Raw genomic sequence first — 25280 nt, 5'->3', positions numbered from 1 at the left:
ATGGACGAGCCGCTCTCTACCGCGCTCGCGGTACCCGCCCGCCGGCTGCCGCATCCGCGGCAGTCGACTGCGGCGTGGGCGGCAGCCCGAAGAGACCGCACCTGCCGGACGACCGGCAGCCCGGTCGGCAGGCACGCTCAAGCCACAGCGGAACACCGAATTCAACGCACGTGAAGCATGAAGGAGGAGAGTGTCATGGATGCAGCAGATGCCCTGACGGTGGCCGCCGAGGGCGGAGTCATCGGCGACGGACGCACCGGGGCCAACCTGGCCCTCGGGGTGGGACTGATCGGCGTGGTCATCGGCCTGCTGGCCCTGGCCCGCGTCGCCGGCCGCATCAGCACCGGCAACGCGCGCACCGGCGGCGTGGCGGCCATGGCCGTGGGACTGATCGGCACGGCCCTCGCGGTGCTGCATCTGGCCACGTCCAGTGGTGGCCCCGGCACCGGCAACGGGATGGTGGGAGCCGTCGTCGCCATCCCCCTGGGTCTGGCTGCCTCGGCCCTCGGCCGGCGTGCCCTCACCCGCACCCGACACGCCGAACGGACCGCCGGCCGCTTGGAGCGCGAGCGAGAGCCGGGGAACGCCTGACGGGCCCGGGTCGGCGCCCGGCAGCGCGCAGCACGCCTCACCGGAGGGGGCGCACCGTGGGCTATGGACGTGCCCTGCACGTCGTGTCATGATCGCGATGGCGTCCGGCGTGGGACCGGAGCGCGTGGGAGTGACCGTGAATCCGTACATCGCCATCCCCCTTGCCCTGGTGATGCTGCTCATCGCCGCCTCCGGTGTCGCGGCGGTCACCGGCGCCTGGATGCTCCCCTGGAACCGGCGCCATGTCCGCTCCCCGCGTCTCCATGGCTGGGGTCAGCTGGTACTCGCCTTCGCACTGGGCTGGCAGTTGGTCTGCGGACTGCTCATCAGCGACTCCGGCACCCGCGCCTCGGGGACTCTGATCGGCAGCGGTCTTCTCCTGGCCGGGCTGATGGTCATGATGGTGGGTCAGCTCGCGGGTCGTGAGCGCAGGAGTGGCGGCGCTCCGTAGGTTCTTCTCTGCAGGTTCCTCTCTGCTTCTCCTCTCTTCCGTCGCTGTCCGCGCTCCTCGTGGCGCCGCCGATCACGGCCGCCGTCGCGAGAGCTCGTGGTCCTGGTCGGATCACGGGCGCACATCGACGTGGTCGCCGGTGGCCTTGGCGGGGCCGGTGGTGGTCGTGCCCGCGAAGTTCCAGCGCCAGTGGCCGGCTTTGGCCACCGGACGATGCCCGGTGGTTGGCGGCGAGTTCCAGCGACGGACACGCATCACCCCCTACGACTGCGAACCCGCCCGATCGTTGCCCCGGATATGAAGGGCACCTTGCGTGGACTGGAGGGGAGGTACGCAGTCGTGGGCTCGGCGGGCCCCTGTCCCTACTGGGCGTAGGTCTCGAACTCGGCCACCTTCGGAGTGCCGGTGGCGCCGGTGATCTCGAAGGTGATCTTCTTCAGCGAGGTCTGCGGGAAGGTGATGACGTCCGCACCGCTGCCGGTCGCGAGCACCGCACCCGTGTCCGCGTTCAGCAGCCGCCAGGAGCCGATGACTCCCGCGGAGCCGGCGGCTTCCCGGATGGCCACGCTCGACACCGCCGTCGCCGAACCCCACTTGATGGAGACCGACCCGGTCGAGCCGGACGGTGACCAGTACGTGCTCATGTCGCCGTCACGGACATTGCCGTAGCTGGTGCCGCCGGCCTTGCTGGAGCCGTCGGAGCCGGCACCGATGCTGAGGTTCGTGCCGCTGGGCTGCGTCGGGTCGGGCGTGGGAGTGGTGGGCGGGGTCGTGGGGGTCGTCGGCGTGGGCGTCGGTGTCTGTGCCGAGCAGTTGCCGTCGGACACCTTGAGGCCGGTGCCGGCGCCCGCGGTCCGGCTGACGACGTCGGGGACGCAGGCCGCGGCGTCGAGCGTGTAGGCGTAGGGGATGCTCACCGTGGTGTTGGACTGCGGGTTCGGACCGGCGGGGTAGTTGTCGGTTCCGGGGCTGGACCAGGTGACGTTGTCGAAGACGTTGCCGCTGACCTGCCAGTAGCCGCGCTGGTCCGTGTAGAAGGTGCCGAGGACGTCCTTGGAGTCCTCGAAGTAGTTGTTGTCCACCTTCGCCTTGGCGCCCGCCCGCGAGTTGATGCCGGATTCGTTCAGGCTCACATAGTGGTTGTTGTAGGCGTGGGCCGTCCCGCCGCGCAGGAGTGGGGCGCGGGAGTCGATGTTCTCGTAGCGGTTGTGGTGGAAGGTGACGTACCCGTTGGACAGGTCGCTCTCGCTGGATCCGATGAGGCCGCCCCGGCCGGAGTTGCGGAGAACGCTGTACGACAGCGTCACGTACTGCGTGTTGTCCTTCATGTCGAACAGGCCGTCGTAGCCCTCCGACTCACCGCCCGACGCCTCCAGGGTGGCGTGGTCGACCCAGACGTTGCGGACGTCGCTCTCCATGCCGATCGCGTCGCCGCCGTTGGATGTGGGTGAGCCCGACTTCTTCACGTTCCTGACGGTCACGTTCTGGATGATGATGTTGCTCGACTCGCGTATGTGGATGCCGAGTTGGTCGAATACGGCACCGCTTCCGACGCCGACGAGGGTGACGTTGCTGATCTGCTTCAGTTCGATGACGCCGGCGGCGGTGTTGCAGCTGTCCCCCGACACCTTCGCGGTGTTGGCGTGGTTGATGGTCCCCTCGACCTCGATGGTGATCGGCGTGTCGTCGGTGGCGCGGCCGCAGAGGGCCGCGTGGATCTGCGTACCCGTGGTGGCGCGGACCGTCTGTCCCCCGGCTCCGCCCGTGGTCCCGCCGTTCTGGGTCGCGTAGCCGGTGGCACTGCCGGTCGCGGCCGAGGCCTCCGACATCGACAGGGTCACGCCGACCGCGGCCGCAAGGGCCATCGCGGCCGACGCCGCGGAGATTCGCAGTGCGACTGGTCTTCTCATCTCGTCTCCTGGGTTCACCGAGGTACACCGTGGATGTGGTGACGCGTGGGTGTGCGACAGCCCCGGGCTCATGACATGCGGGGCTGGTGGCGCATGACGCTGGAGAAAGCGCTTTCTGGGTGGAGACCATAGGACCCGTTCGGCCAACCGACAAGACTGTTGGCCAGACTTGGTTCACATTCTCGAATGCCTGGAGGGAGGTTCGCGCCCCGGATGCGCTTGACCAGGTCCATGCACCCTCGAAGCCGAACCGAGGCCGGATAGCTGGCCTGGTGTATGAATATCAATCAACTACCTGAACACCAGCGCGGCTTCACCGACACTGGCTGGGTATTCCTCGTGCACGGCTATGGGAAGTTTTGGGGTGCATCGTTACCCTCCGCCCATGATTCCCACGGTGGTCTGGGGCACAGGCAACGTCGGGCGTGCGGCCATCCGGGCTGTCGCGGCGCATCCGATGCTCAGCCTTGTGGCCGTGCTGGTGTCGAGTCCCGCCAAGGTCGGCAAGGACGCCGGTGAACTCGGCGATCTCGGGCGGCGTCTCGGGGTGGTGGCGACGGACGATGTGGAGGCCGTTCTGTCGGCGGGCCCTCGCGCGGTCGTCTACGCGGCGTCCGGTGACGTCCGCCCGGACGGCGCGATCGAGGACATCGGCCGCGCGCTCCGGGCCGGAGCGGTGGTCGTCACACCGTCCGTGTACGGCATGTACGACTGCACGAACGCTCCCGACGAGATCCGCGACGTACTGGCCGAGGCCGCGCAGGCCGGGGGCGGTTCGCTGTTCGTGTCAGGGGTGGACCCCGGCTGGGCCAACGACGTGCTGCCACTGCTGGTCAGCGGACTGGCGTCCGAGATCGACGCCGTCCGGTGCCAGGAGATCTTCGACTACTCGACGTACGACCAGGAGGAAGCCGTTCGCGACCTGATCGGCATGGGACACCCGCAGGACTATCAGCCGTTGATGCTCGCCGAGGGCATTCCGACGATGATCTGGGGCGGACAGTTGCGGATGATGGCACGGGCCCTGGGCGTCGAACTGGACGGCATCGAGGAGACCTTGGAGCGTCGGCCCCTCGAAACCTCCGTCGTCACCGGCACGATGGGCGAGTTCGCGGCCGGCACGCAGGGGGCCGTACGGCTCGAGGTGCAGGGCGTGGTGGCGGGTGAGCCCCGGATCATCGTCGAGCACATCACCCGCATTCATGCCACCTGTGCCCCGGACTGGCCGTCACCGCCGGACGGCGGAGCGGGTGCGCATCGCGTGATCATCGAAGGGCGCCCCCGTATCGAGGTCTCGGTCGAGGCCGCGGACGAGGGAGAGAACAGAGCCGCCGGCGGCAACGCGACGGCGGCCGGCCGTCTGGTGAACGCCATCGACTGGCTCGTCGAGGCCGGACCAGGTCTCTACGACGCACTCGACGTCCCGCTGCGCCCCGCGGTGGGCAGACTGGGAAAGAAGTGATCATGCAGATCGACATCCCACCGGGCGCCGAGCCCATCCCCTACGTCTGGGGCGACCTGGTGCCCGAGATCGGCCACGCGGCCAGCAACTTCTCGCTGTCCGTCTATCAGTACACGAGCCTCGGGCTGCGCGAGTTCGAGGCGGCCCGTCTGCGCATCGCGCAGATCAACGGATGCCTCTTCTGCCTGGACTGGCGCACCGAACGCGACGGCGAGACGGTCGAGGAGGGGTTCCTGGACGCGGTCACGCAGTGGCGTACGACGGACGCCTTCGACGTGCGGACCCGGCTCGCGGCCGAGTACGCGGAGCGATACGCGGTCGACCACCACAACCTGGACGACGATTTCTGGGCACGGATGAAGGCGCACTACAGCCAGGCGGAGATCGTGGAATTGAGCATGAGCATCGGCTCATGGCTCGCGTTCGGCCGCCTCAACCACGTCCTGGGTCTCGACAGCGTGTGTGTACTGCCGTCGCCACAGGGTTCCCGATGAGGCGTGCCCAGAGCTGCGGGCCGGGGCGCATCGGCCACGGCCCACAGTTGTCCGCACCGCCCGCCGACGGGACGTGAGGGCGGTCAGAAGTCCTCGGCGATGACCTTCTCGATGTTACGCTCGGCGAGCGCGGTGATCGTGACGAAGGGATTGACGCTGACGTTGCCGGGAATCAGCGCACCGTCCATCACGTACAGGCCTGGATGGCCGTGCAGGCGGCCGTAGTTGTCAGTGGCCTTGTCGAGGACGGCTCCACCGAGCGGGTGGTACGTGAGGTGGTCGCCCCAGATCTTGTAGATGCCGAACAAGTCCGTGCGGTAGATGGTTCCCTCGGTGGCGTTGATCTTGTCGAAGATCGATTTCGCCATGGTGATCGATGGTTGTTTCCACGCGGTCTGCCAGTCCAGGTCCACCTTCCCCGTCGCCGCGTTCCAGGTGAACCGGCCGCGGTGCGGATTGTTGGTGATGGACAGGTAGAACGACGCCCAGGTCTCGATTCCGGTCGGCAGTGGCGCCACCTCGGCGAACGCCCCGCCGGCCGTCCAGTTGTCGATGCCCGCCGTCGGGATGGACGACTGGAGGGCTCCGGTCGGGTCCCAGAGGTGGTTGGCGCGGCCGCACATGACGTTGCCGTTCTCGCCCCATCCGTTGCCGACCTCGCCGTTGAGGCCGGGCAGCGCGCCCGTCGCCTTGAGGCGGACCAGAAGTTTGCTGGTGCCGACGCTGCCCGCGGCGAAGAACACCCGTTGCGCCCGTACGGTCTTGGTGGTGGTGACCGCTCCGCTCGTGTCGAGCTGCTCGATGGTGACGGTGTAGCCGCCGCCGGCCGGGGTCACCGAGGTGACCCTGTGCAGGGGCGAGATGGTGACCCGGCCGGTCGCGCGGGCCTGCGCGAGGTAGGTCTTCGGCAGGGACTTCTTGCCGTGGTTGTTGCCGTAGAGGATCTCGCCGGCGAGGGCCGACTTGGTCACCGCTCCCGTGGCCTCCTGCTTCATGTAGTCCCAGTCGTAGACGTTCGGGACGAACACGAAGCGGAAGTCGGAGCGTTGGGCGTGCTTGCGGCCGACGCGTGCGTACTTGTAGGCCTCCGTCGTCTCGAACCAGGCCGGGTCGATGGTGGCGACGCCGAGGGTGCTGTTCGCCCGTGGGTAGTAGACGTCGTACATCTCGTCGGCGTCGACCGACGGGAGCACTCCGGGGAAGCGGCTGCGCTCGGGGGTGACGGCCATGCCGCCGTTGACGAGGGAGCCGCCGCCGACTCCCCGTCCCTGGTAGACCACGATGCCGCCCATCTCCTCGGCGTCCAGGATGCCGGTGTACTTGGGCACGTCACGGTCGAGCGGGAAGCCGAGGAAGTTGCTCAGGGGCTGCTTGGTCCGGGTGCGAAGCCAGAATGACCGGTAGTCGGGGCTGGTGGTGTTGGCGAAGATCTTGCCGTCCGTTCCCGGGGTGTCCCAGGCCATGCCCATTTCCACCATGTGGACGTCGACCCCGGCCTGGGCCAGCCGAAGTGCGGTGACGGATCCTCCGTATCCGGTGCCTATGACGAGTGCGGTGACCTGTGCACCGGGTTCGATCACGTCCGCCTGTTGTGGCAGAGCGGCGGCGTTCGGAAGGTCGATTGCGCCGAGAGCCGCGGCGCCCAGAATAGAACCTGTTCCACCAATGAAGCGACGACGAGAAAGGCCTCTTCCTTCCTGCGTGCTGGGTGGTCTTGAGTCCATGTAGATCCCCTTCCATTCACACAATGGAAACGAGTTCTACTCACAAGCGTGAAATAAGTCACGCGAAACCTGCGGGTAACTTCACTACCGTCTCCGGATTACCCGCATCAGAAATGATGCGATATCTCATGCGCCTCTTCGGCATCAATTCGAGCTCGCGAACGGTGTGGGCGCAGGCCCGCGGCATGTCCCGATCGCGAAAAGTCCCAACTGGCGCACGGACAGGGCGCGTTGGGGCATAGGTTGGGTGTGGACGAGCCACGCCTCGACTCAAGGACGGACGCGACCCATGAACGATCCTGCGGCAGCTCCGGAGCCGGCGAATCCGAGGATCGACGCGTCGATTCCGCACTCCGCCCGCATCTGGAACTACTGGCTCGGCGGCAAGGACAACTACCGTGTCGACGAGGAGGCCGGCGACGCGTACACCGCGGTCTTCCCCGGCATCGTCACCATCGCCCGCTCCAGCCGTGCCTTCCTTCGCCGCAACATCACGTATCTCGTCTCCGAGGCCGGCATCCGGCAGTTCCTGGACATCGGGACCGGCCTCCCGACGGCCCAGAACACCCACGAGGTCGCCCAGCAACTCGCGCCCGAGGCACGGATCGTGTACGTAGACAACGACCCGATGGTCCTAGCCCACGCCCGCGCCCTGCTCTACTCCACCCGGGAGGGCGCGACCGCCTACGTCGACGCCGACGTCACCGACCCCGACCGCATCCTCGCGGCCGCCGCCGAGACCCTGGACTTCGGCCGGCCCACCGCGCTCATCCTCAGCAACATCCTGGGCCACATCGCAGACCACGATCAGGCCCGATCCATCGTCACCCGGCTGATGGACGCCCTGCCCGCGGGCAGCCACCTCTCCGTCAACGACGGGTCGCTCGGCATCGACCCGGTCTTCGAACAGGCGCAGGACGCCTACAACAGCAGCGGCGCCGTCCCGTACAACCTGCGCACCGTCGACGAGATCACCACGTTCTTCGACGGTCTGGACCTCGTCGATCCCGGCGTCGTCTCCGTGACGCAGTGGCGTCCGGAGACCGGTCCGTCCGCCCCGGAGGTCGTCGCCGAACATGGCGGACTGGCTCGGAAGGGGTAGAAGACGGACCGGGACGGACCACTCGGCCTCCCGCTCAGGTCTTCGGCACCGGCAACACCGCGAGCGGCACATGGTGCTGGCCCGCGTGGATGTCGCGGTCGAAGAGCGAGGCCTGGCTGACGGGGCGCGGGAAGGAGATCTTGACGACGTTCAACGAGGGGATCCGGAATATCCGGATGCCGGACTCGTCGACGTCGTACAGCCGGGCGACGGTGCGCTCATTGAGGAAGGACTCGTCCGCGGCGATGCGGTATCCGTGCGCGTCACGCATGAACAACTCCATCGTGACCCAGAAGGGGCCGGCGTTCTTGGACCGGATCTCGTGTGCGAGGTCCGCGAGAGTGGTCGGCGTCGTCTCAGTCACGTCGCGTGGCCTCCTCGAATTCGATGCGGAACATGTCGGTCGGGGTACGGCTGTCGACGACGTGATGGAGCACGAACTCGTACGCGGGACCACGCTCGATCTCGGCCGGCGAAGTGGCGAAAGCGAGGCTCGGCAGGTAGTTCATGTCGGGCGTAGGCAGGTGGAGCATCAGTGGATTGGCGATCTTCGCGACGGCTGTCGCGGTGGCCTGGTCCGGCGCGTTGACCAGAAGCATGACCCCGACCTCGCGGGGCGCGCCCTGCGCCGGGTCGAGGTCCCCCAGTACGGCGTTGTAGCCGTAGAGCCGGACGTCGAAGGCGTACTGGTCGTCGGTCAGGCCGATCGTCTGCTCCACTCGCTGCTGGATCATCGTGCGGAGGAGAGCTGCCCAGTCGTCGATGGCGGAGAGGATGTGCGGATCCCGGATTCCGGTGAAGGACATCGTCTCGTGGCCGGCGATCCGGGCGCCTTCGAGCTTGATGGTGTGCTGGTCGGCGACGTGGAATCGGGAACCCTCGACGCGCACGGTGGTCTCGTCGACCGCGGTGTACATGGCGTCACTTACGTCCAGAGTGCCGTCGGGCTCACGCATCCGGAACGGATCCGCGGTCTCGTAGAGCATGTGCGCGGCGACGAGGTTCGGTGTGCAGGCGGCGGTCGTGGCCAGCGGTTCGATGGAGAACCCGTTGGCGTCGATGGTGGCGAGCACGCCGCCGGATCGCGGGTCGGTGGTGCACTGCCCTCCGCATTCGATGATCTTGGCGGCGTGCCACGACGGCCCGGCCGGCATCCCCTGTGTCGGTGACGTGGCCGAACAGGATGCCCTTCTGCCCGGTGGCCTTCGCGAGCGCCGTGCCGGCGTCGAGCAGGGCCTCCGGGGAGCCCATCGGCGCCAGTTCACCGGAGGCGTCCAGGAGACCGGCCTGGTCGGCGGCGTCCTTGTCGTAGAACACGATGAAGGGGTGGACGTCGAGCGGAATGGCGTAGACGGTCCCGTCGTGCTGCGTCCGGGCCCAGACGGCCGACGCGAAGTCCTTCCGGCTGACGCCGAATTCGGCGAGGAGGTCCAGGTCGAAGGGGTCGAGCAGGCCGCCGGGCGCATAGCCGGCCAGCCGCGAGAGGTGCATGATCGCCACGTCGGAGGCGCGGCCGCCGGCGGCCGACATGGCCAGCTTGGTGTAGTACGACGGGCCCCAGTCCAGGATCGTCCGCTCCACCTCGAAGCCCTGCGGGCCCTTGGAGACGGCCTTGATCATGTCGTCCATCAGCATGCCGTCGCCGCCCTGGAACAGGTCCCAGACACTCAGCGCCCTGGCGTCGGCGGCGGCCGGGGACGCGCAGCCGGACAGCGGGCCGGCGGCGAGCAGCGCACCCGCGGCGGCCGTGGCGTTGCGCAGCAGCCGGCGGCGGGTGAGATCAGGTGCCGCACCGGGTGCGGGCACTGGCGGTGAGGCAGTGAGGCGGGTGAACATCGCGGACCTTCCGACGGCCGGACACGCATGCCGGACCGGCGGTGGAGCACGCATGGGGATCGTGGTCCACCGCCCGGGTCAGGCGGGGGCGCACCGGTCGAGCCGATGCGATGGCTAGTTTTTACATCGATGTACATTGGCTGTAAAGAGCCAGGAGGCGGGGCTGGAACTCGAGGGCCCGTCAGGCCGGGAGAACGTGCTTGCGATCCGCCTTCCGATGCGCGACCTGCCGAGACATAAACTCGGCAGCTCCGAGGGGCAGGGAGGTTCCGGTGGCACGACCAAGGATCAAGGACGTCGCGCGGCTCGCGGGCGTGTCGGAGAAGACGGTCTCCAACGTCATCAACGACTACACCCACGTCTCCGACCGGACCAGAAGCGCCGTCCGCGATGCCATCGAGGAGCTCGGCTACAAGGTGAACCTGGCCGGCCGCCATCTGCGCCAGGGCCGCACCGGCATCATCGCCCTCGTCATCCCCGAACTGGACGTCCCGTACTTCGCCGAGCTCGCCCGGCACGTCATCCGCGAGGCGGAGCGGCGCTCCCTGACGGTGCTGATCCACCAGACCGGCGCGGACCGCGACCACGAATTGGCGGCGCTGACCGGGTTCGGCTCCAGCTTCGTCGACGGAGTCATCCTCAGCCCGCTCGCCCTGACCCCCGACGACCTGCGCGACCGTGCGGGGTCCCCGCCCACCGTGCTGATCGGCGAACTGCTGGAGGAGGGCGCCGACCACGTCGCCATCGACAACGAGAAGGCCGCACGGGAGGCGACCGAGCATCTGCTCGCCCTCGGCCGCCGCTCCATCCTGGTCATCGGCGGAAGCAACGACGCGGGTCCGGGCACGGCCGAGGCCCGTACCCGAGGCCACCGCGCGGCGCTCGCGGAAGCGGGCATCGCCCACGACCCGGCCGCCCTCCTGCCCGTAGAGTCCTTCCGGATGCCCGACGGTGCCGAGGCGGTGGCCCGGGCGCTGAGCGAGGGCGCCCGGCCCGACGCGCTGCTGTGCCTCAACGACCAGTTGGCCCTCGGCGCGCTGCGCACACTTCACGAGCACGGCATCCGGGTTCCCGAGGAGGTCGCCGTCGTCGGCTTCGACGACGTCGAGGCCGGACGGTTCAGCGTCCCCACCCTCAGCACCGTCGCCCCCGACAAGGCCGCGGTCGCCCAGGTCGCGGTCGAACTCCTGCAACGCCGGATGGACGAGGCCACGGGATCCGCCCCGCCGGACGCCTCCTCGACCGGCGTGCGATCGCCTCAGGATCTTGTGGTGGCACATCGGCTGGTACTGCGCGAAAGCACAGAAGGCGTCACCGGGCCGCTGCCACCGCGCTCTTTGCCGGAGACGTCCTGATCGGCCGCGGCCACGTCAGGACCCGCCTGTCGCACTCCCGCTCCGGGTGCCGCGCTGCCCCGGTGCGGGGCAGAGCCGCTTGTCCTCTCCCCGGCCGGCCGGTCCAGCGGGCGCGGCGCGAAGTCGCCGTCCGGAGTGGCGTTCAGGCGAGAAAGGGCTCGGCCCAGTTCGCGAACCGCTCCCCCAACTCCGCCTGCGCTGCCGCTGGGACGGCCGACGGATCCTCGGCCACGGGCAGCCCGAAGTGCCGGTCGAGCCAGGCCACGTACTCGTCGTGGCGGTCGGAGTGCGGCTCGTCCTCGGGGCGGTAGTAGTAGGCCTCGTCCCAGTCGACGCTGATCTCCGCGTCGAAGCCGAGAAGTTGGAACAGCTCCCGCACATCACGGGCGACGACGTGCCGGCCGCCCTCGTCACCGAAGACGACCACGGGCAGGGTGGCGGCATCGGTACGGTCGTCGAGCCGCCAGAGCGCGTAGAAGGAGCCGCCGCCGGTGGCCTGCGCGAAGGGAATCAGCCGGCCGGTGAACTCGGGGGCGTCCGACCAGCCCGCCACCAGGCCGGACATGTCGCCGTACTCCGTCAGCTCGAAGCCGTCGGCGTAGTACTCGTATCCGACCCCGTCCTGGAATTCCTTGAGCAGGTTGAGTTCTGCGACCGGCGAGTATTCCGTGGGCACCGCGTCTCCTGGTGATGAATCCGGGCGTGTGCATTCGGTCGGCACTCGGACGTGTCCTCGCCTCCCGAACGGCATCCTCACATCCCGCACTGACAACGCCGACCGCGGCCGAGCCCGGCGTACCGGGCGCTCAGAGCCCGCACCCGCGGTGGCGTGCTCCCCCCGCCCCCGCCCCGCCCCTCCGTTCGGACCACCGCCGGAGCCTGTTCCGGTGATTTACGCCGGACTCGCGCACGACGCACGGGCCGCCGCGGGTACGCCGTCTGCGCAGATCACGGCCTCACGATCCATGAGGAGAGCAGCGATGTACGCAGTGGTCCGGCGGTACGAAGAGGTGACCGATCCGGCTGAGGCGGGACGCCGGGTGAACGAGGAGTTCGTGCCGCTCCTGCCCCAGGTCCCGGGTTTCGTGGCCTATTACTGGGTCGATGCCGGGGGCGGCGTGATGGTGTCGACGGGTGTCTTTGAGGACCGGTCCGGCGCCGAGGAGTCGACGGCCAGGGCGAGGGACTTCGTACGCGAGCGCCTCGCGGAGCTGCTCCCCCACCCGCCCCAGGTGACGGCGGGCGAGGTGGTGGCCCATTCGTAGAGGTTCTGCTCGACGTTGGCGTCGCCGGCCCAGCCGGACCACACGCACCAGCGCTGTCCGTTGACGATGAAGAGGGTTCCGTCGATGGCCCACTTGCCGTCCGGCAGGGCCAGTCGGGTCTCGCCGGTGCGGCCGCTGTCCGGGGCCGCCGAGCTGATGACGTACATCCGGTGGGCCGGCCCGCGGCCCGCCGAGAAGTAGAGGTAGTAGCGGCCGCCGTCCCGCACGATCTCGGATGCCCAGACCTCGCCGAGGTTGCGCGTGTCGGACCAGACCTGCCGGGCGGGTGCCGACGCCAGGGCGTCCGTCGACACGGCCTGTCGGACGACGATGCCGCCGCCTGCCGACTGCACCGAGACGTAAGTGCCCCCGACGCGGAGCACGCTCGGGTCCGCTGCTCGCAGGCTCGTCCGTCCCACCCGGGCGGGATCGGCAGTCGGCAGTCGGCAGTCGTGAGTCGTCAGTCGTCAGTCGTCAGTCGTCAGGGACAGTACGGCGGCGAGCACACCGGCCAGCAGCGCGGCCGCGGCGCCGGTGACCCGGCGCGGGAGTCTCCTGGTCACCTCGATGCCCCGCTTTCCATCGATGGAACAGCTCCCCAGCAGGATGATTACGAGTCACGAGCATGTCAATGCTGGTGAGGCCCGCGCGCCACAAGTCGTATGCGGCATAAGCCCCGTGAGGGTGAATGATCGAGTGGTGCGCGAGGTCTGGACAGCGGTCGAGGGCCGTGCTGTCATTTCGGCGTCGCAAAATTTCCAACGTTGAAAGAAACGCCCGACCCCGTCCGTACCGGTCTTCCGTCACTCCCGCGGCCTGGTCTTTCCAGCCGACCGGTCCCGGCCCGCGGCACCCGTGCAAGGAAAGGTTCGATGACAAGACAACACACCCGCACACGGATCAGACTCTGGGCGCTGCTGACCACGGCCGCTCTCATCGTTCCCCCGAGCGGTCTGGCCGCCACCGCGTCGGCAGCGGAGCCGACCGGCAGCGCCTCGGCGCTCGCCACCGAAGCAGCCGACGTCGAGGTGCACGGCCTGAAGGGCGAGTACTTCTCCATGTCGGCCCCCGGCGCACGGGACTTCGCCGAACTCGGTGGCACACTGCTCGACCCGCAGATCAACTTCTCCGGCCTGACCAGCACCTTCCAGGAGCTGAACGGCAGGACGGAGCACACGACCGCCCGCTGGACGGGCCAGATCGAGGCACCGGCCACCGGCGACTACACCTTCTACGCCATCGGCGACAACGGATTCCGCCTCTACATCGACGGCGAGCCGGTCATCGACCACTGGGAGCCGGACTGGGACAAGGAACAGACCAGCGCCGCGATCCGGCTGGCCGCGGGCGAGAAGCACGACTTCCGCCTGGAGATGTTCCAGGACTTCGGCGGCGCCAACATGTTCCTGCGCTGGGCCGGCCCGGGCCTGTCCAAGCAGCTCGTGCCGATGTCGGCGTTCACTCCGCCCGAGGGCTTCGAGGTCTACCCGGTGGAGACGTCCGTAGCCGCCGACGGCCGCCGCCTGCGGGCCCGTTTCGAAGGCAGGGTCGGTGACATCGGGGCGGTCAAGGACCACCTGAAGGTCGAGGCCGACACCACGGCCATGCCCCTGAAGTCGGTCAGGGTCGACCCCCGGGACCGCAACTCCCTGCTCGTGACGCTCGCCGAACCCATCCAGCAGAACCAGCAGGTGCGCGTCACCTACGACGGTGAGGGCGGTCTGACCTCGGGCGGCGAGACCGTGCCGAAGGTCATCCGCTACGCCGACAACGCCTCCACCCACCGGCTCACCACCAAGTGGGGCGACAAGGTCGACAAGCGCAACCCGCTGCCGGAGTACCCGCGTCCGCAGCAGGTGCGCTCCAAGTGGAAGAACCTCAACGGCCCCTGGCAGTTCAGCGGCGCCGAGGCCGGCGAACAGCCGGTGTTCGGCAAGGACCTCGACGAGAAGATCGTCGTGCCGTACCCGGTGGAGTCGCAGCTCTCCGGTCTTGAGCGGCACGAGGACCACATGTTCTACCGCAGGCTGGTGAACGTCCCCAAGGGCTGGCACGTCGGCAAGGACGGCAAGGGCAACCGGCTGAAGCTGAACTTCGGCGCCGTGGACTACCAGGCCCGCGTCTTCGTCAACGGCACGAAGGTCGCCGAACACACCGGTGGCTACGACGCGTTCAGCGCCGACATCACCGACGCGCTGAAGGGCACCGGGCCGCAGGAGGTCGTGGTCGCGGTCACCGACACCGGGGGCGCCGACCAGCCGATGGGCAAGCAGTCCACCAACCCGGGCGGCATCTTCTACACCCAGTCGTCGGGCATCTGGCAGACCGTCTGGATGGAGCCGGTCGCGAACGCGGCGATCGATAACGTTGTCTCCACGCCGGACATCGACACCAGCAGCCTCGCGGTGACGGTGGAGTCGGGCAAGGCGTCCGCCGGGGCCCGCGTCGAGGCCGTCGCCCGCGACAAGCGCGGCCACGTCGTCGGCAAGGTCAGCGGGCCGGCCAACAAGCAGCTGCGGCTGCCGGTCGCGAAGCAGCACCTGTGGAGCCCGGACGACCCCTACCTCTACGACCTCGACGTCAAGCTCACCGACGGCAGGTCCACGGACAAGGTCGGCAGCTACTTCGGTATGCGCAAGATAGGCATCGCGAAGGTCGGCGGTTTCCAGAAGCTGGTGCTCAACGGCAAGCCGGTCTTCTCGCTGGCCACCCTCGACCAGGGTTTCTGGCCCGACGGCCTGTACACGGCGCCGAGCGACGAGGCCCTCGCGTTCGATCTGAAGGCGCACAAGGAACTCGGCTTCAACGCCGTGCGCAAGCACATCAAGGTGGAGCCCGCGCGCTGGTTCTACCACGCCGACCAGCTCGGCCTGCTGGTCTGGCAGGACTTCGTCTCCGGCAACATCACCAACGAGACCGGGCAGCGCGCCTTCGTCGACCAGGGCCGGGAGATGATGCGCGAGCACCACAACGCGCCGTCCGTGATCGGCTGGATCGTCTTCAACGAGGGCTGGGGCGAGTGGGACCGCACGGAGACCGGCAAGATCGCCGAGTCCGTGAAGGAGGCCGACCCGTCGCGTGTCGTCAACGCCCACAGCGGTGTCAACTGCTGCAATTCCAAGGGTGATTCGGGCAAGGGCGACATCATCGACCACCACGACTACAACAACGAGGACCCGCCGTTCCCCGACGACAAGCGTGCGGCGCTGGACGGTGAGCACGGCGGCTTCACCCTGCGCACCCCCGGGCACATGTGGCCCGGCGCCCCGACGGTGATCTACAGCGGTGTCAACGACAAGGAGGCGCTGACCCGCAAGTACGTCGAGAACACCGAGAAGTTCTATCTCGACCAGGCCGGAGCCGAGCTGTCCGGTTCGATCTACACCCAGATCTCCGATCTGGAGAACGAGCTCAACGGCCTGTACACCTACGACCGTCGGGAGATCAAGGTCGATCCGGTCCGGGTCCGCGACATCAACCGCAAGGTCGTCGCCGCCGGTGCCGCGGCGGGCGAGCGGCAGCCGCTCAGGGGCGGCGGGCACTGGGCCCTCGACGAGGGCACCGGGACCACGGCGAAGGACGACGGCCCGAACTCCAAGCCCTTGACACTGTCCACGGGCACCTCCTGGACGCCCGGCGTCAGCGGCAGCGCGCTGAAGTTCGACGGCAACGGCCAGTACGCCGAAACGGACGGACCGGTGCTCGACACCACCGGAAGCTACTCGGTGTCCGCATGGGTCCGGCTCGACGAGCTCCCCGGCAACTACGCCACCGCGGTCAGCCAGGACACTCGGCGCCAGACCAGCCCGTTCTATCTCCAGTACGGGCAGGGCGCGTTCGCCTTCAGCACCCCGGGCGAGAACCGTGCCCGCCTGGTCACCACCCCTGAGGAGGGCCGCTGGTACCACTTGGTCGGCGTCCGCGACAGCACCGACAACACCATCAAGCTCTACGTCGACGGAAAGCCGGCGGCGACCGCCACCGGCGGCGCGGCCTACCCCAGCACCGGTTCCCTGTCAGTCGGCCGCGCCCAGTGGGGCGGCAACGACGTCGACTTCTGGAACGGCGCGGTCGACGAGGTCCACGCCTACGACAAGGCCCTCACCGACGAGGAGGTGAGCACCCTCTACACGCAGGAGAAGCCGTAGCACCGACGCCGACGACCGGGCCCCGGCGGGATGGCTCCCCCGCCGGGGCCCAGTCGTTCTGCTACTCCGCCGTTACGGCGCCCAAGGCGCCTCCACCGCCCAGGTGGTGTCCTCCCTGAAGAGGGACGGGTTGTCCCAGGTGTGGGTGCCGCCCGGGGTGGCGAGCCACATTTCGGCGTTGTAGTGGCGCAGGTACTGCTCCGGGTAGTTGTACGCGGAGAGGCGTACGCCGCCGTTGGCGCCCGGGACGGGGCAGAAGGTGGCGTCGGCCCGGTACAGGTCGCCGCTGCCGGGTTCCTTGTAGAGGCGGTACTCGCGGTGGCGCAGGTACTCGCCGGGGTAGTTGCGCGACTCGAAGCTGTAGCAGGAGCTGCTGGCGAGGCCGGGGACGATCTTCCAGGTGGCGTCGTTCTTCAGCAGCGCGTCGCTGCCGCTGCCCACGACCTCCGTGAAGGCCGCCGCGTCCTTGTGACGGACGTATCGGTCGGTGTAGCCCGGTGTCGTCACGCGCAGGGACTTGTACTGGCCCGTGGGCAGGGTGATGGGGGCCGTCGAGCCGCGGGAGGCGCTGATCAGGGCCTGGTTGGCGGCGCGAACCCGGGCCTCGTCGACCTTGACCACCTGGCGGTCGTAGGTGAGCAGGCCGTTGACCTCGTTCTCGACGTCGGTGATCTCGGTGTAGACCGACGCGGAGAGCCCGCGGGCCATGCGTACCTCGCGGATGGCGTCGATGAGGCCCACGAAACGGTTGTTGAGGTGGGCGAGGTCGGGCTGGTCCTCATAGCTGAAGCCGCCGCCGGGATACCACTCGTGGCCGGCGACCTTGAGGCCCAGCCCGCCGAACTCGCCGAGGACGGCGGCGCGGGTGGCGCTGGGCACGGTGGTGCCGGGGCCGACGTAGACGTGGTGGTCGACGACGTCGCCGTTGCCGCCGTCGACGGCGCCGCAGCAGTTGACGCCGCTCATGTTGTCGACCAGGCGGGAGGGGTCGTGGGCCTTCACCTTGTCGGCGAGCCGGGCCTGGTCGTACTGGCCCCATCCCTCGTTCTGGTTGACCCACATGACCAGGGACGGTGAGCTGCGGTGCTGGTCGATGATGCGGTCGTACTCGGCCTCCCACTGGGTGCGGGCGGCGGCGTCGGGGGTGCGTTCCATGGACGGCATGTCCTGCCACACCAGCAGTCCGAGCCGGTCGGCCCAGTAGAACCAGCGCTGCGGTTCGACCTTGATGTGCTTGCGGACCATGTTGAACCCGAGGTCCTTGTGCTTCTGGAGGTCGTGCCGCAGGGCGGCGTCGGTGGGTGCGGTGTAGATGCCGTCCGGCCAGTAACCCTGGTCCAGAGTGCCCGTCTGGAAGACGAACTTGCCGTTGAGGACCGGCCGCAGGACGCCGTCGACGCGGGCGATGCCGATGGAGCGCATGCCGGTGTAGCTGCCGACCGAGTCGACGGTCGTGCCGCCGGAGAGGAGGTCGGCCTTCACGTCGTAGAGGAAGGGGTCCTCCGGGGTCCACAGGTGCGGGTTCGGGACGGGCACGGTGAACTCGGTGCCGACCGGTCCGGTGGCGGTGCCGATGGTGGTGCCGCCGGTGGAGACGGTGACCCGGGCCTGGTGGCCGTTCGTTCCGGTGCCGCGGACGGTGACCTTGAGGCGGTTGTTCGCCAGGTCCGGCACCATGTCGAGGCGGCTGACGTACGCGGAGGCCGTGGGTTCGAGCCACACGGTCTGCCAGATGCCGGATGCCGCGGTGTAGAGGATGCCGCCGCCGGGGTGCGGGGCCACGTCGCGGATCCGCTGCTTGCCGATGGCCTGGGTGCCGGTCTCGGTCGGGTCCCAGACGGAGACCACGATCGTGTTGGTGCCGCCGGCCAGGAGGTCGGTGACGTCGTAGGAGAAGGCGTCGAAGCCGCCGCTGTGGGGGGCGCCGGCCTGCCGGCCGTTGACCCATACCGTCGTACGCCAGTCGCCGGCGCCGAAGTTGAGCTGGACGCGGCGGCCGTTCCAGTTCGGCGGGACGGTGAAGGTGCGCTTGTACCAGAGCCTGTCGTTCCGGGTGATCTTGCGCTGGATGCCGGAGAGCGCGGACTCGGCGGCGAACGGGACCCGGATCTGCTCGCTGAAGGTGGCGGGCTGTCCGGCGTCCGCCGAGGTGACGGCGAAGTCCCAGATGCCGTTGAGGTTGGCCCAGTCGGGGCGGGTGAGCTGGGGGCGGGTGAGCTGGGGGCGGGGGTATTCCGGGAGGGGGTTGTCGATGGGGACCTGGTTGGTCCACGGGGTGGTCATGGGGGACGGCTTGGGTGTCCAGGCCCGGGGTGCGGCGGCCGCGGGACCGGTGGCCGTCAGTGCCGTGCCGCCGGCCAGGGTGAGCGCGGCGAGCGCGGTGGTCGCCCACCGCGCTCGTCGTCTCAGCCAGTCCAACGGCTGTCGGCCTGCGGGTACTCGACGCATCGTGCCTCCTTGAATCGTGGGGTGGGAGACGTGCGCGTGCAGGCGGCGGCCGGAGGGGAGTCCGGCCGCCTGGAGCCGGTCCCGGCGGCCGGGCCGTGGGGGCTCGGCCGCCGGGTCCGGGGTGTGTCACATCAGTTGCCGTCTGCGGCCCAGCCAGGTCTGGGCGATGACGACGACCGCCAGGAAGGCGCCGCTGACGACCTGCTGGTAGGAGGAGTCGAGGGAGCCGATCTGGTTGATGACGTTCTGGATGACCTTCAGGAGCAGTACGCCGACCAGGGAGCCGCTGACGTAGCCGAGTCCTCCGGTCAGCAGGGTTCCGCCGATCACCACGGCGGAGATGGCCTCCAGTTCCATGCCGCCTCCGAGGATGGTCACGCCGGAGGCGAGCCAGGCGGCGTTGAGCGCGCCGGCCAGGCCGGCGAGAAGCCCGGACAGCGTGTAGACGAGGATCTTGGTGCGGGCCACGGGGGCGCCCATCAGGGCCGCCGCGTCCTCGTTGCCGCCGACCGCGTACACGTGCTGTCCGAAGCGGGTTCGGCGCAGCACGACGGCTCCCGCGACGAACAGGGCCAGGGTGATCCACACCGGGTTGCCGAGGCCCAGGGTGGTGCCCTGGCCGAGTTCGGCGAGGAAGGAGCCCTTGCCGATCAGGAAGGTGTCCGCGCCCTCGTCGGTGATGGCGAGCAGCAGTCCGCGCGCGCCCAGCATCGCGGCGAGCGTGACGATGAACGGGGCAAGTCGGGAGCGGGCGACCAGCAGACCGTTGACGACGCCGATCAGTCCGCACACCGCCAGCGGCAGCAGCAGGGCCACCAGGGTGCCGTGGCGCGACCCCCAGGCCGCCAGGACGCCGCCGAGGGCGAACAGCGAGCCGACGGACAGGTCGATGCCGCCGGTGATGATCACGAAGGTCATGCCGAGGGCGACGACGGCCAGGAAGGCCGAACTGGTCGCCATGTTGCCGATGTTGTCGCCGGTGGCGAAGGTGTCGAAGGAGAACGACGCCACCAGGGAGACGAGCACCAGCACGGCCAGCGCGCCGTGCTGCTGGATCAGGGCGCTCAGGCGCTCGGAGCGCGCGGAGCCGACCGGCTCGCTCTCCCCCGTCGGTTCGTTGCTCGCGGTGGTCACGGGCGCGTCCGCTTTCGTGACGGTCATCGCTTCCCCCGTCCCCGTGCCGCGTAGACGGCGGCGACGATCACTATGGCCTGGGCGATCTGAGTCCAGGAGGGCGGCAGATCGTGCTTGATGAGGGTGGCGGTGAGCAGTTGGATGAGGACGGCTCCGGCCACGGTGCCGGCGATGTTGACCCGGCCGCCGGTCAGCGGGGTGCCGCCGACGACGACGGCAGTGATGGCCGAGAGCTCCATCAGGTTGCCGAGCGAGGTCGGGTCACTGGCCTGGAGGCGGGCGGTCGCAAGGACGCCTGCCACGGCGGCGAGCAGCGCGCACACGACGTACACGACGATCAGCACGCGACGAACCGGGAGACCGGCGAGCCGGGCGGCGGGCCGGCTGTCGCCGATGGCGAGGAGCTGGCGTCCGAAGGTGGTGCGGCGCACCACGAAGGCCACCAGGAGGGCCAGGACGGCGGCGATCAGGATCAGGTACGGGATGCCGAGGATGTCGCCGGAGCCCAGGGAGGCCAGGGCGGGGTTGCGCAGGTCCTCCAGCTGGGGCAGCAGCACGAGTGCGAGGCCCCGGCCGCCGACCATGAGGGCCAGCGTGGCGACGATGGGCTGCACTCCGACGAGCGCGACCAGCGCGCCGTTCGCCAGTCCGACGCCGGCGGCGAAGAGGGCGACGACGAGCAGGGCGGGCAGCAGTCCGTAGCCGAGGTAGAGCGCGGTGACGGAGGCCGCCAGCGCCATCACGGCACCGACCGACAGGTCGACACCCTCCGTGCCGATGACCAGAGCCATGCCGAGGGCGACGATGATGACGGGGGCGACCTGGACGGCCTGGGTGCGGAAGTTCTCCGCGGAGAGGAAGTGCGGGGTGATGACGGTGTTGACGACGAGCAGCGCCGCGACGCCCGCGTAGACGCCGTAGGTCTGGAGCCACTGGAGCACGCGGGCCTTGTCCAGCGGGGCGGTGCGCAGGGTGGCCTCAGCCATCGGTGGCCACCTCCTTGGCCAGGTGCTCCACCTGGGCGTCCCCGGCGATGGCGCGCATCAGCTTGTCCTCGGTGACGTCGTCCCCGGTCAGTTCGCCGACGACGGCACCGTCCTTCAGTACGACCACGCGGTCGGACCCTTCGATCAGTTCCTCCAGGTCGGAGGAGATGAGCAGGACGCCCAGGCCGTCGGCGGCCAGTTCGTCCACGAGTTTCTGCACCTCGGCCTTGGCGCCGACGTCGATGCCGCGGGTGGGCTCGTCGAGCAGCAGCACCTTGGGGTTCATGGCGAGCCAGCGGGCGAGCAGCACCTTCTGCTGGTTGCCGCCGGACAGTTCACCGACCTTCTGGTGCGGTGAGGAGGCCTTGATGCGCAGCCGCTTGATGAAGGTGTCGACGACGCCGTCGACGCGGGCCTCGGAGACGAGGCCGAAGCGGGACAGCCGCGGCAGGACGGCGAGGGCGATGTTCTCCCGGACCGACAGTCCGGGGACGATGCCCTCGCTCTTGCGGTCCTCCGGCAGCAGGCTGACGCCCGCCCGGATGGCAGCGGGAGCGGAGCCGCCGCGCAGCGGGACGCCGGCCACGGTGACGCGGCCCGAACGGACCGGCAGGGCGCCGGAGATGGCCTTCGCCGTCTCCGTCCGTCCGGAGCCGAGCAGCCCGCCCAGGCCGACGACCTCGCCGGGCCGGATGCTCAGGGACACTCCGTGCAGCTTGTGCGGCACCGTCAGTTCCTCGGCGTCCAGCACCGGTTGGGAGTCGGTCGCCTCGTGGTCGCCGGTGAACTTGGTGACGCCTTCCTCGCGGACCTCGCCGAGGTCCCGGCCGAGCATCGTGGACACCAGGGCGAGGCGGTCGAGGTCGGCCAACCGGCCGTGGTGGACGCGCCGGCCGTCGCGGAGCACGGTGACCGTGCTGCACACCGCGTAGAGCTCGTCCAGGCGGTGGCTGACGTAGACGACGGCGATGCCGGCGTCGCGCAGCCGCCGGATCACCGAGAACAGGGTCTCGACCTCGCGCGGTTCGAGAGAGGAGGTCGGCTCGTCCATGATGACGATGCGGGCGTCGGTGGCCACGGCACGCGCCAGGGCCACCATCTGCTGGGCGCCGACTCCGAGGGTGCGCAGCGGGCGGCGGACGTCGACGCGGACGCCGTATCCGCGCAGGGTCTCCTCGGCCTCGCGGTTCATGCGTGCGATGTCCAGTACGCCGAAGCGGTTGCGCGGTTCGCGGCCCAGGAAGAGGTTGCGGGCCACGCTGAGCAGCGGGATCAGGTTGACCTCTTGGTAGATGGTCGAGATGCCCGCCTTCTGCGCCTCCAGGGGTGTGGCGAAGGAGACCTTGCCGCCCTGGAAGGTGATCTCGCCGGCGTCGGGGCGGTACACGCCGGTGAGGAGCTTGATGAGGGTCGACTTGCCGGCGCCGTTCTCGCCGATCAGGGCGTGGACCTCGCCGGCGTGCAGGGTGAGGTCCACGTCGTCCAGGGCCCGGACGCCGGGGAAGGTCTTGCTCAGTCCGCGGACGGCGAGGACTTCGGCGGGGGGTGCCACCTGTGCCTCCAGGAAGTGTGGTGCGGAACGTGGTGAAGGGAAGGCGAGGGGGGCACGGTCGTCCGTGCCCCCCGGGTGGGTCAGTACGCCTTGCTGATCTCCGTCTTCGCGTTGTCCGCGTCGTAGGCGCTGTCCTGGATGATGACGTCCTGCGGGACTTCCTCGCCCTTGGTGAAGGTGTCCAGGGTCTGGAACGCCAGCGGGCCGAACCGGGGGTTGGACTCGATGACGCCGCTGATCCAGCCGTCCACGATGCCCTGGACGGCGTTGCGGGTGCCGTCGACGGTCACGATCTTGACGTCACCGGCCTTCTTGCCGGCGCCCTTGAGCGCGGCCACCGCGCCGAGGCCCATCTCGTCGTTCTCGGCGTAGATCCCCTTGATGCCGGGCTTCGACTGGATGAGCTGCTCGGTGACCTGCTGGCCCTTCTCACGGGCGAAGTCGCCGGTCTGCTCGAACACGACCTTCAACTCCGGCGCCTCCTCGGCGATCCGCTCCTTGAAGCCCTTGGTGCGCTCGGTGGTGACGTTGTTGCCGGCCGAGCCGAGGAGGATGGCGACCTCGCCCTTGCCGCCGGTCGCCTCGATCATCTGGTCGGCGGCCCGTCTGCCCTGCTCGACGAAGTCCGAGGCGATGAAGGAGACGTAGTCCTTGCAGGCGGTGGCGTTGATCTTGCGGTCGATCGTGACGATCGGGACCTTCTTGGCGGCCGCGGCCTGGAGCACCGGGTCCCAGCCGTCGGAGTTGAGCGGAGCGATCACCAGCAGGTCGGCGCCCTTGGCGAGCAGGTCCTGGACGTCGCTGATCTGCTTGGAGAACTGCGACTGGGCGTTGGCGGTGAGCAGCTTGACGCCGCGCTTCTTCGCCTCGTCCTTGATGGACTGGGTCTCGGCGATGCGGAAGGGGTTGGCCTCCTTCTCCGACTGGGAGAAGCCCACGGTCGCGTTCTGCAGATCCAGCTTCTCGGCGCCGTAGGCGTCGATGGCGCAGGTCTTGCTGCCCGGCTCCGGTGTGACGACCTTCTGCTCGGCGCCCGCGGCGGCCGGCGACCGAGTGTCCTTCGAGGCATCGTCCTCCGACTTCGCGCATGCGCCGGCGGTCAAGGCCACCGCGGCGGCCAGGGCCACGACCCCGGGGCGGGTGAGGAGACGAGGACGGTGAGTGGTGCGCTGCATGGTGACCCCGATCCGGGCGATGCTGAAAGGGAACTGAGGAGCTGACGCACAAGCAGAAACAGCGCATCTCCCCTGGCGGGCAACGTTGTCGGGCCCGCCGCAAGGAGGTTTTTACATCGTTGGAAGGACGCTGTAAACCCCCTGTGCGCACACCTGTGTGCATCGTGAGGAGGCCGGGGTGGAGGGCAAGCGCTTGCTCCACGAGCGGTCCCCACCGTGCGGTCAACTCCCCTGCGCCCCTCGGGACCTGGGGCGACCAGGCTCTTCGCCGCCCTCCACGGGGAGGCCCGCCGGCGGGTCCGTGAGCGCTGTGTGGTGCACCCGGCGCAACGCGCGGAAGTACCGCCGAGGGCGAGGCGACCGAACCCCCTCCGGCGGCACGGCGAATGACCCCGTCGCGTCGGTCGGCCGACTGACGGGGTTCGCGGCCTGATTGCCTACAGGCTGGTCAGCCTCAGGTCGGTCCGTCCTTCGCCGCGCCGCGCCCGAGAGTGCTCTCCCGCTCGACCAGGCGGTAGTCCGCCCAGACACGGCGGGGCTCGGGAGCCTCACCGCCCAGCCGGGCCAGCACCGACTCCACGGCGAGCCGGCCGATGGCCGTCTTGTCCGGCGACACGGAGGTGAGCGTCACCGCGCCGAAGTGCCCCTCGACCACGTCGTCGAAGCCGACGACCGCGATGTCCTCGGGGACGCGCAGTCCCCGCTCGTGCAGGACGCGCATCGCACCGATGGCCATCGGGTCGTTGTAGGCGAAGATCGCGTCGGGGTGCCGGCCGGCATCGAGGATCCGGGTCATGGCCGCAGCGCCGTCCGCATGCCCCCAGCCGTCGGTGGCGGCCACGAGCCCGTCGTCGGCCGGCAGTCCGGCGGCGGTGAGTTCCTCGCGCCAGCCGCGTACGCGCAGTTGTGCGGGCTCGCTGCGGCCGCGCCGGTCGCCGATGAACGCCACCTCCCGGCGCCCGAGGCCGACCAGGTGCCGGACCGCTGCGCGGGCCGCGGCGACGTTGTCGATGGCGATGTGGTCGTACGGCAGGTCGTAGTCCCGCTCCCCGAGCAGCACCAGCGGCACGTTCTCCGCCCGGTCGCGCAGGTCCTCGGTCTCCAGCTCGATGGGGCTGAGGATGAGTCCGTCGATGACGCGTGCCCGGAAGCCCTGGCTGACCAGGAGCTCCTGTTCACGGCGTCCGCCGGTGTGGTCCAGCAGCACGATGTAGTCGTGGGCGGCGGCCGCGTCGATGACGGCGGCGGCGAGTTCGGCGAAGTAGGGGTTGCCGAGCTCCGGCAGTGCGAGCGCGATCATGCCCGTGCGCCCCTTGCGCAGGTGCCGGGCGGCCAGGTTGGGCTGGTAGCCGAGCGCGTCGATGGACCGCTGGACGCGCTCGCGCATGGCGGGGGTGACGTGCTGGTAGTTGTTCACCACGTTGGAGACGGTCTTGATGGAGACCCCCGCGTGGGCGGCGACGTCCTTGAGGCTGACCCGCACGGCATTCCTTTCGAAACGGCCCGACTCGGGTGGTCGGTGCGGGTACGGCGTCGTCACCGTGAGCCTGGCGCCGAGTCGCAGGGCTTGACTTTTACAACGTTATACATCCGTCATCGGCGCGCTGACAAGGCGTTGTGCCGACACGCGGGGCCCTCGGACAGACA

Annotated in this window: 18 protein-coding genes and 2 pseudogenes; 7 read left to right on the top strand and 13 right to left on the bottom strand. The window is 69.3% G+C overall.

Annotation, left to right across the window (positions count from 1 at the left end):
• Nucleotides 1-195: 195 nt before the first annotated feature.
• Together AC3ETA_RS33880 and AC3ETA_RS33875 are read left to right on the top strand one after the other, a co-directional pair.
• A complete protein-coding gene (locus tag AC3ETA_RS33880) occupies nt 196-591 on the top strand; it encodes a DUF6223 family protein (protein WP_432196721.1) in 396 nt (131 codons plus the stop codon).
• 97 nt (nt 592-688) lie between these two features.
• Nucleotides 689-1042: a hypothetical protein gene (locus tag AC3ETA_RS33875; RefSeq protein WP_432196720.1), complete on the top strand. Its 354-nt coding sequence runs from the start codon at nt 689-691 to the stop codon at nt 1040-1042.
• Nucleotides 1043-1404: 362 nt separating this feature from the next.
• Here the strand turns inward: AC3ETA_RS33875 and AC3ETA_RS33870 are convergent, their stop codons facing one another.
• Nucleotides 1405-2952, bottom strand: coding sequence for a pectate lyase family protein (locus AC3ETA_RS33870; RefSeq protein ID WP_432196719.1), 1548 nt, complete (start codon nt 2950-2952; stop codon nt 1405-1407).
• Between the two features lie 385 nt (nt 2953-3337).
• Between AC3ETA_RS33870 and AC3ETA_RS33865 the strand changes: the two genes are divergently transcribed.
• Nucleotides 3338-4414: an NAD(P)H-dependent amine dehydrogenase family protein gene (locus AC3ETA_RS33865; RefSeq protein ID WP_432196718.1), complete on the top strand. Its 1077-nt coding sequence runs from the start codon at nt 3338-3340 to the stop codon at nt 4412-4414.
• 2 nt (nt 4415-4416) lie between these two features.
• On the top strand, nt 4417-4908 hold the full coding sequence (locus tag AC3ETA_RS33860) for a carboxymuconolactone decarboxylase family protein (protein WP_432196717.1): 492 nt from the start codon (nt 4417-4419) through the stop codon (nt 4906-4908).
• Nucleotides 4909-4991: 83 nt separating this feature from the next.
• On the opposite strand, the gene AC3ETA_RS33855 is transcribed toward AC3ETA_RS33860, so the two are convergent.
• Nucleotides 4992-6632: a GMC oxidoreductase gene (locus AC3ETA_RS33855; RefSeq protein WP_432196716.1), complete on the bottom strand. Its 1641-nt coding sequence runs from the start codon at nt 6630-6632 to the stop codon at nt 4992-4994.
• Between the two features lie 289 nt (nt 6633-6921).
• Between AC3ETA_RS33855 and AC3ETA_RS33850 the strand changes: the two genes are divergently transcribed.
• A complete protein-coding gene (locus AC3ETA_RS33850; protein ID WP_432196715.1) occupies nt 6922-7734 on the top strand; it encodes an SAM-dependent methyltransferase in 813 nt (270 codons plus the stop codon).
• 34 nt (nt 7735-7768) lie between these two features.
• Here the strand turns inward: AC3ETA_RS33850 and AC3ETA_RS33845 are convergent, their stop codons facing one another.
• From AC3ETA_RS33845 to AC3ETA_RS33835, 3 genes and pseudogenes are all read right to left on the bottom strand, one after another.
• The gene (locus tag AC3ETA_RS33845) at nt 7769-8098 is read right to left on the bottom strand and encodes a DUF4387 domain-containing protein (protein ID WP_432196714.1); all 330 of its coding nucleotides are present in this window, start codon (nt 8096-8098) and stop codon (nt 7769-7771) included.
• A complete protein-coding gene (locus AC3ETA_RS33840) occupies nt 8091-8888 on the bottom strand; it encodes an acyclic terpene utilization AtuA family protein (protein WP_432196713.1) in 798 nt (265 codons plus the stop codon). The genes AC3ETA_RS33845 and AC3ETA_RS33840 overlap by 8 nt, the downstream gene beginning before the upstream one ends.
• A pseudogene (locus AC3ETA_RS33835) lies at nt 8866-9570 on the bottom strand (ABC transporter substrate-binding protein); the annotation flags it as partial. The gene AC3ETA_RS33840 and the pseudogene AC3ETA_RS33835, both read right to left, overlap by 23 nt.
• 272 nt (nt 9571-9842) lie before the next feature.
• Between AC3ETA_RS33835 and AC3ETA_RS33830 the strand changes: the two are divergent.
• Nucleotides 9843-10925, top strand: coding sequence for a LacI family DNA-binding transcriptional regulator (locus AC3ETA_RS33830; protein WP_432196712.1), 1083 nt, complete (start codon nt 9843-9845; stop codon nt 10923-10925).
• Nucleotides 10926-11067: 142 nt separating this feature from the next.
• On the opposite strand, the gene AC3ETA_RS33825 is transcribed toward AC3ETA_RS33830, so the two are convergent.
• Both AC3ETA_RS33825 and AC3ETA_RS33820 read right to left on the bottom strand, forming a co-directional pair.
• Nucleotides 11068-11601 carry a hypothetical protein gene (locus AC3ETA_RS33825; RefSeq protein WP_432196711.1) on the bottom strand — a complete coding sequence of 178 codons (534 nt, stop codon included), beginning with the start codon at nt 11599-11601 and terminating at the stop codon, nt 11068-11070.
• 549 nt (nt 11602-12150) lie between these two features.
• Nucleotides 12151-12654, bottom strand: a pseudogene (locus tag AC3ETA_RS33820) (family 43 glycosylhydrolase); the annotation flags it as partial.
• A gap of 408 nt (nt 12655-13062) precedes the next feature.
• Here AC3ETA_RS33820 and AC3ETA_RS33815 point away from each other — a divergent pair.
• Nucleotides 13063-16338: a LamG-like jellyroll fold domain-containing protein gene (locus tag AC3ETA_RS33815; protein WP_432196710.1), complete on the top strand. Its 3276-nt coding sequence runs from the start codon at nt 13063-13065 to the stop codon at nt 16336-16338.
• Nucleotides 16339-16410: 72 nt separating this feature from the next.
• Here AC3ETA_RS33815 and AC3ETA_RS33810 read toward each other — a convergent pair whose 3' ends face one another.
• The 6 genes from AC3ETA_RS33810 to AC3ETA_RS33785 form a co-directional block, all read right to left on the bottom strand.
• Complete coding sequence (locus tag AC3ETA_RS33810; RefSeq protein WP_432196709.1) at nt 16411-18786, bottom strand: AbfB domain-containing protein; 2376 nt, start codon at nt 18784-18786, stop codon at nt 16411-16413.
• A 126-nt stretch (nt 18787-18912) separates the two neighbouring features.
• Nucleotides 18913-19947, bottom strand: coding sequence for an ABC transporter permease (locus AC3ETA_RS33805; protein ID WP_432196708.1), 1035 nt, complete (start codon nt 19945-19947; stop codon nt 18913-18915).
• On the bottom strand, nt 19944-20906 hold the full coding sequence (locus AC3ETA_RS33800; RefSeq protein WP_432196707.1) for an ABC transporter permease: 963 nt from the start codon (nt 20904-20906) through the stop codon (nt 19944-19946). Before AC3ETA_RS33800 ends, AC3ETA_RS33805 begins: the two co-directional genes overlap by 4 nt.
• Nucleotides 20899-22458 carry a sugar ABC transporter ATP-binding protein gene (locus AC3ETA_RS33795; RefSeq protein WP_432196706.1) on the bottom strand — a complete coding sequence of 520 codons (1560 nt, stop codon included), beginning with the start codon at nt 22456-22458 and terminating at the stop codon, nt 20899-20901. The genes AC3ETA_RS33800 and AC3ETA_RS33795 overlap by 8 nt, the downstream gene beginning before the upstream one ends.
• Before the next feature lie 80 nt (nt 22459-22538).
• The gene (locus AC3ETA_RS33790) at nt 22539-23633 is read right to left on the bottom strand and encodes an ABC transporter substrate-binding protein (protein ID WP_432196705.1); all 1095 of its coding nucleotides are present in this window, start codon (nt 23631-23633) and stop codon (nt 22539-22541) included.
• 454 nt (nt 23634-24087) lie between these two features.
• A complete protein-coding gene (locus tag AC3ETA_RS33785; RefSeq protein WP_432196704.1) occupies nt 24088-25116 on the bottom strand; it encodes a LacI family DNA-binding transcriptional regulator in 1029 nt (342 codons plus the stop codon).
• Nucleotides 25117-25280 lie beyond the last annotated feature (164 nt).

It is taken from the genome of Streptomyces sp. bgisy027, assembly GCF_057710365.1.
Note: the sequence above shows the minus strand (reverse complement) of the source record. Positions and strands in the feature narration are given on the sequence as shown.

Coding starts and splice junctions, on each gene's coding strand:
- AC3ETA_RS33880 (WP_432196721.1), top strand. CDS start 196: ATGGATGCAGCAGATGCCCTGACGGTGGCCGCCGAGGGCGGAGTCATC.
- AC3ETA_RS33875 (WP_432196720.1), top strand. CDS start 689: ATGGCGTCCGGCGTGGGACCGGAGCGCGTGGGAGTGACCGTGAATCCG.
- AC3ETA_RS33870 (WP_432196719.1), bottom strand. CDS start 2,952: ATGAGAAGACCAGTCGCACTGCGAATCTCCGCGGCGTCGGCCGCGATG.
- AC3ETA_RS33865 (WP_432196718.1), top strand. CDS start 3,338: ATGATTCCCACGGTGGTCTGGGGCACAGGCAACGTCGGGCGTGCGGCC.
- AC3ETA_RS33860 (WP_432196717.1), top strand. CDS start 4,417: ATGCAGATCGACATCCCACCGGGCGCCGAGCCCATCCCCTACGTCTGG.
- AC3ETA_RS33855 (WP_432196716.1), bottom strand. CDS start 6,632: ATGGACTCAAGACCACCCAGCACGCAGGAAGGAAGAGGCCTTTCTCGT.
- AC3ETA_RS33850 (WP_432196715.1), top strand. CDS start 6,922: ATGAACGATCCTGCGGCAGCTCCGGAGCCGGCGAATCCGAGGATCGAC.
- AC3ETA_RS33840 (WP_432196713.1), bottom strand. CDS start 8,888: ATGCCGGCCGGGCCGTCGTGGCACGCCGCCAAGATCATCGAATGCGGA.
- AC3ETA_RS33815 (WP_432196710.1), top strand. CDS start 13,063: ATGACAAGACAACACACCCGCACACGGATCAGACTCTGGGCGCTGCTG.
- AC3ETA_RS33810 (WP_432196709.1), bottom strand. CDS start 18,786: ATGCGTCGAGTACCCGCAGGCCGACAGCCGTTGGACTGGCTGAGACGA.
- AC3ETA_RS33805 (WP_432196708.1), bottom strand. CDS start 19,947: ATGACCGTCACGAAAGCGGACGCGCCCGTGACCACCGCGAGCAACGAA.
- AC3ETA_RS33800 (WP_432196707.1), bottom strand. CDS start 20,906: ATGGCTGAGGCCACCCTGCGCACCGCCCCGCTGGACAAGGCCCGCGTG.
- AC3ETA_RS33790 (WP_432196705.1), bottom strand. CDS start 23,633: ATGCAGCGCACCACTCACCGTCCTCGTCTCCTCACCCGCCCCGGGGTC.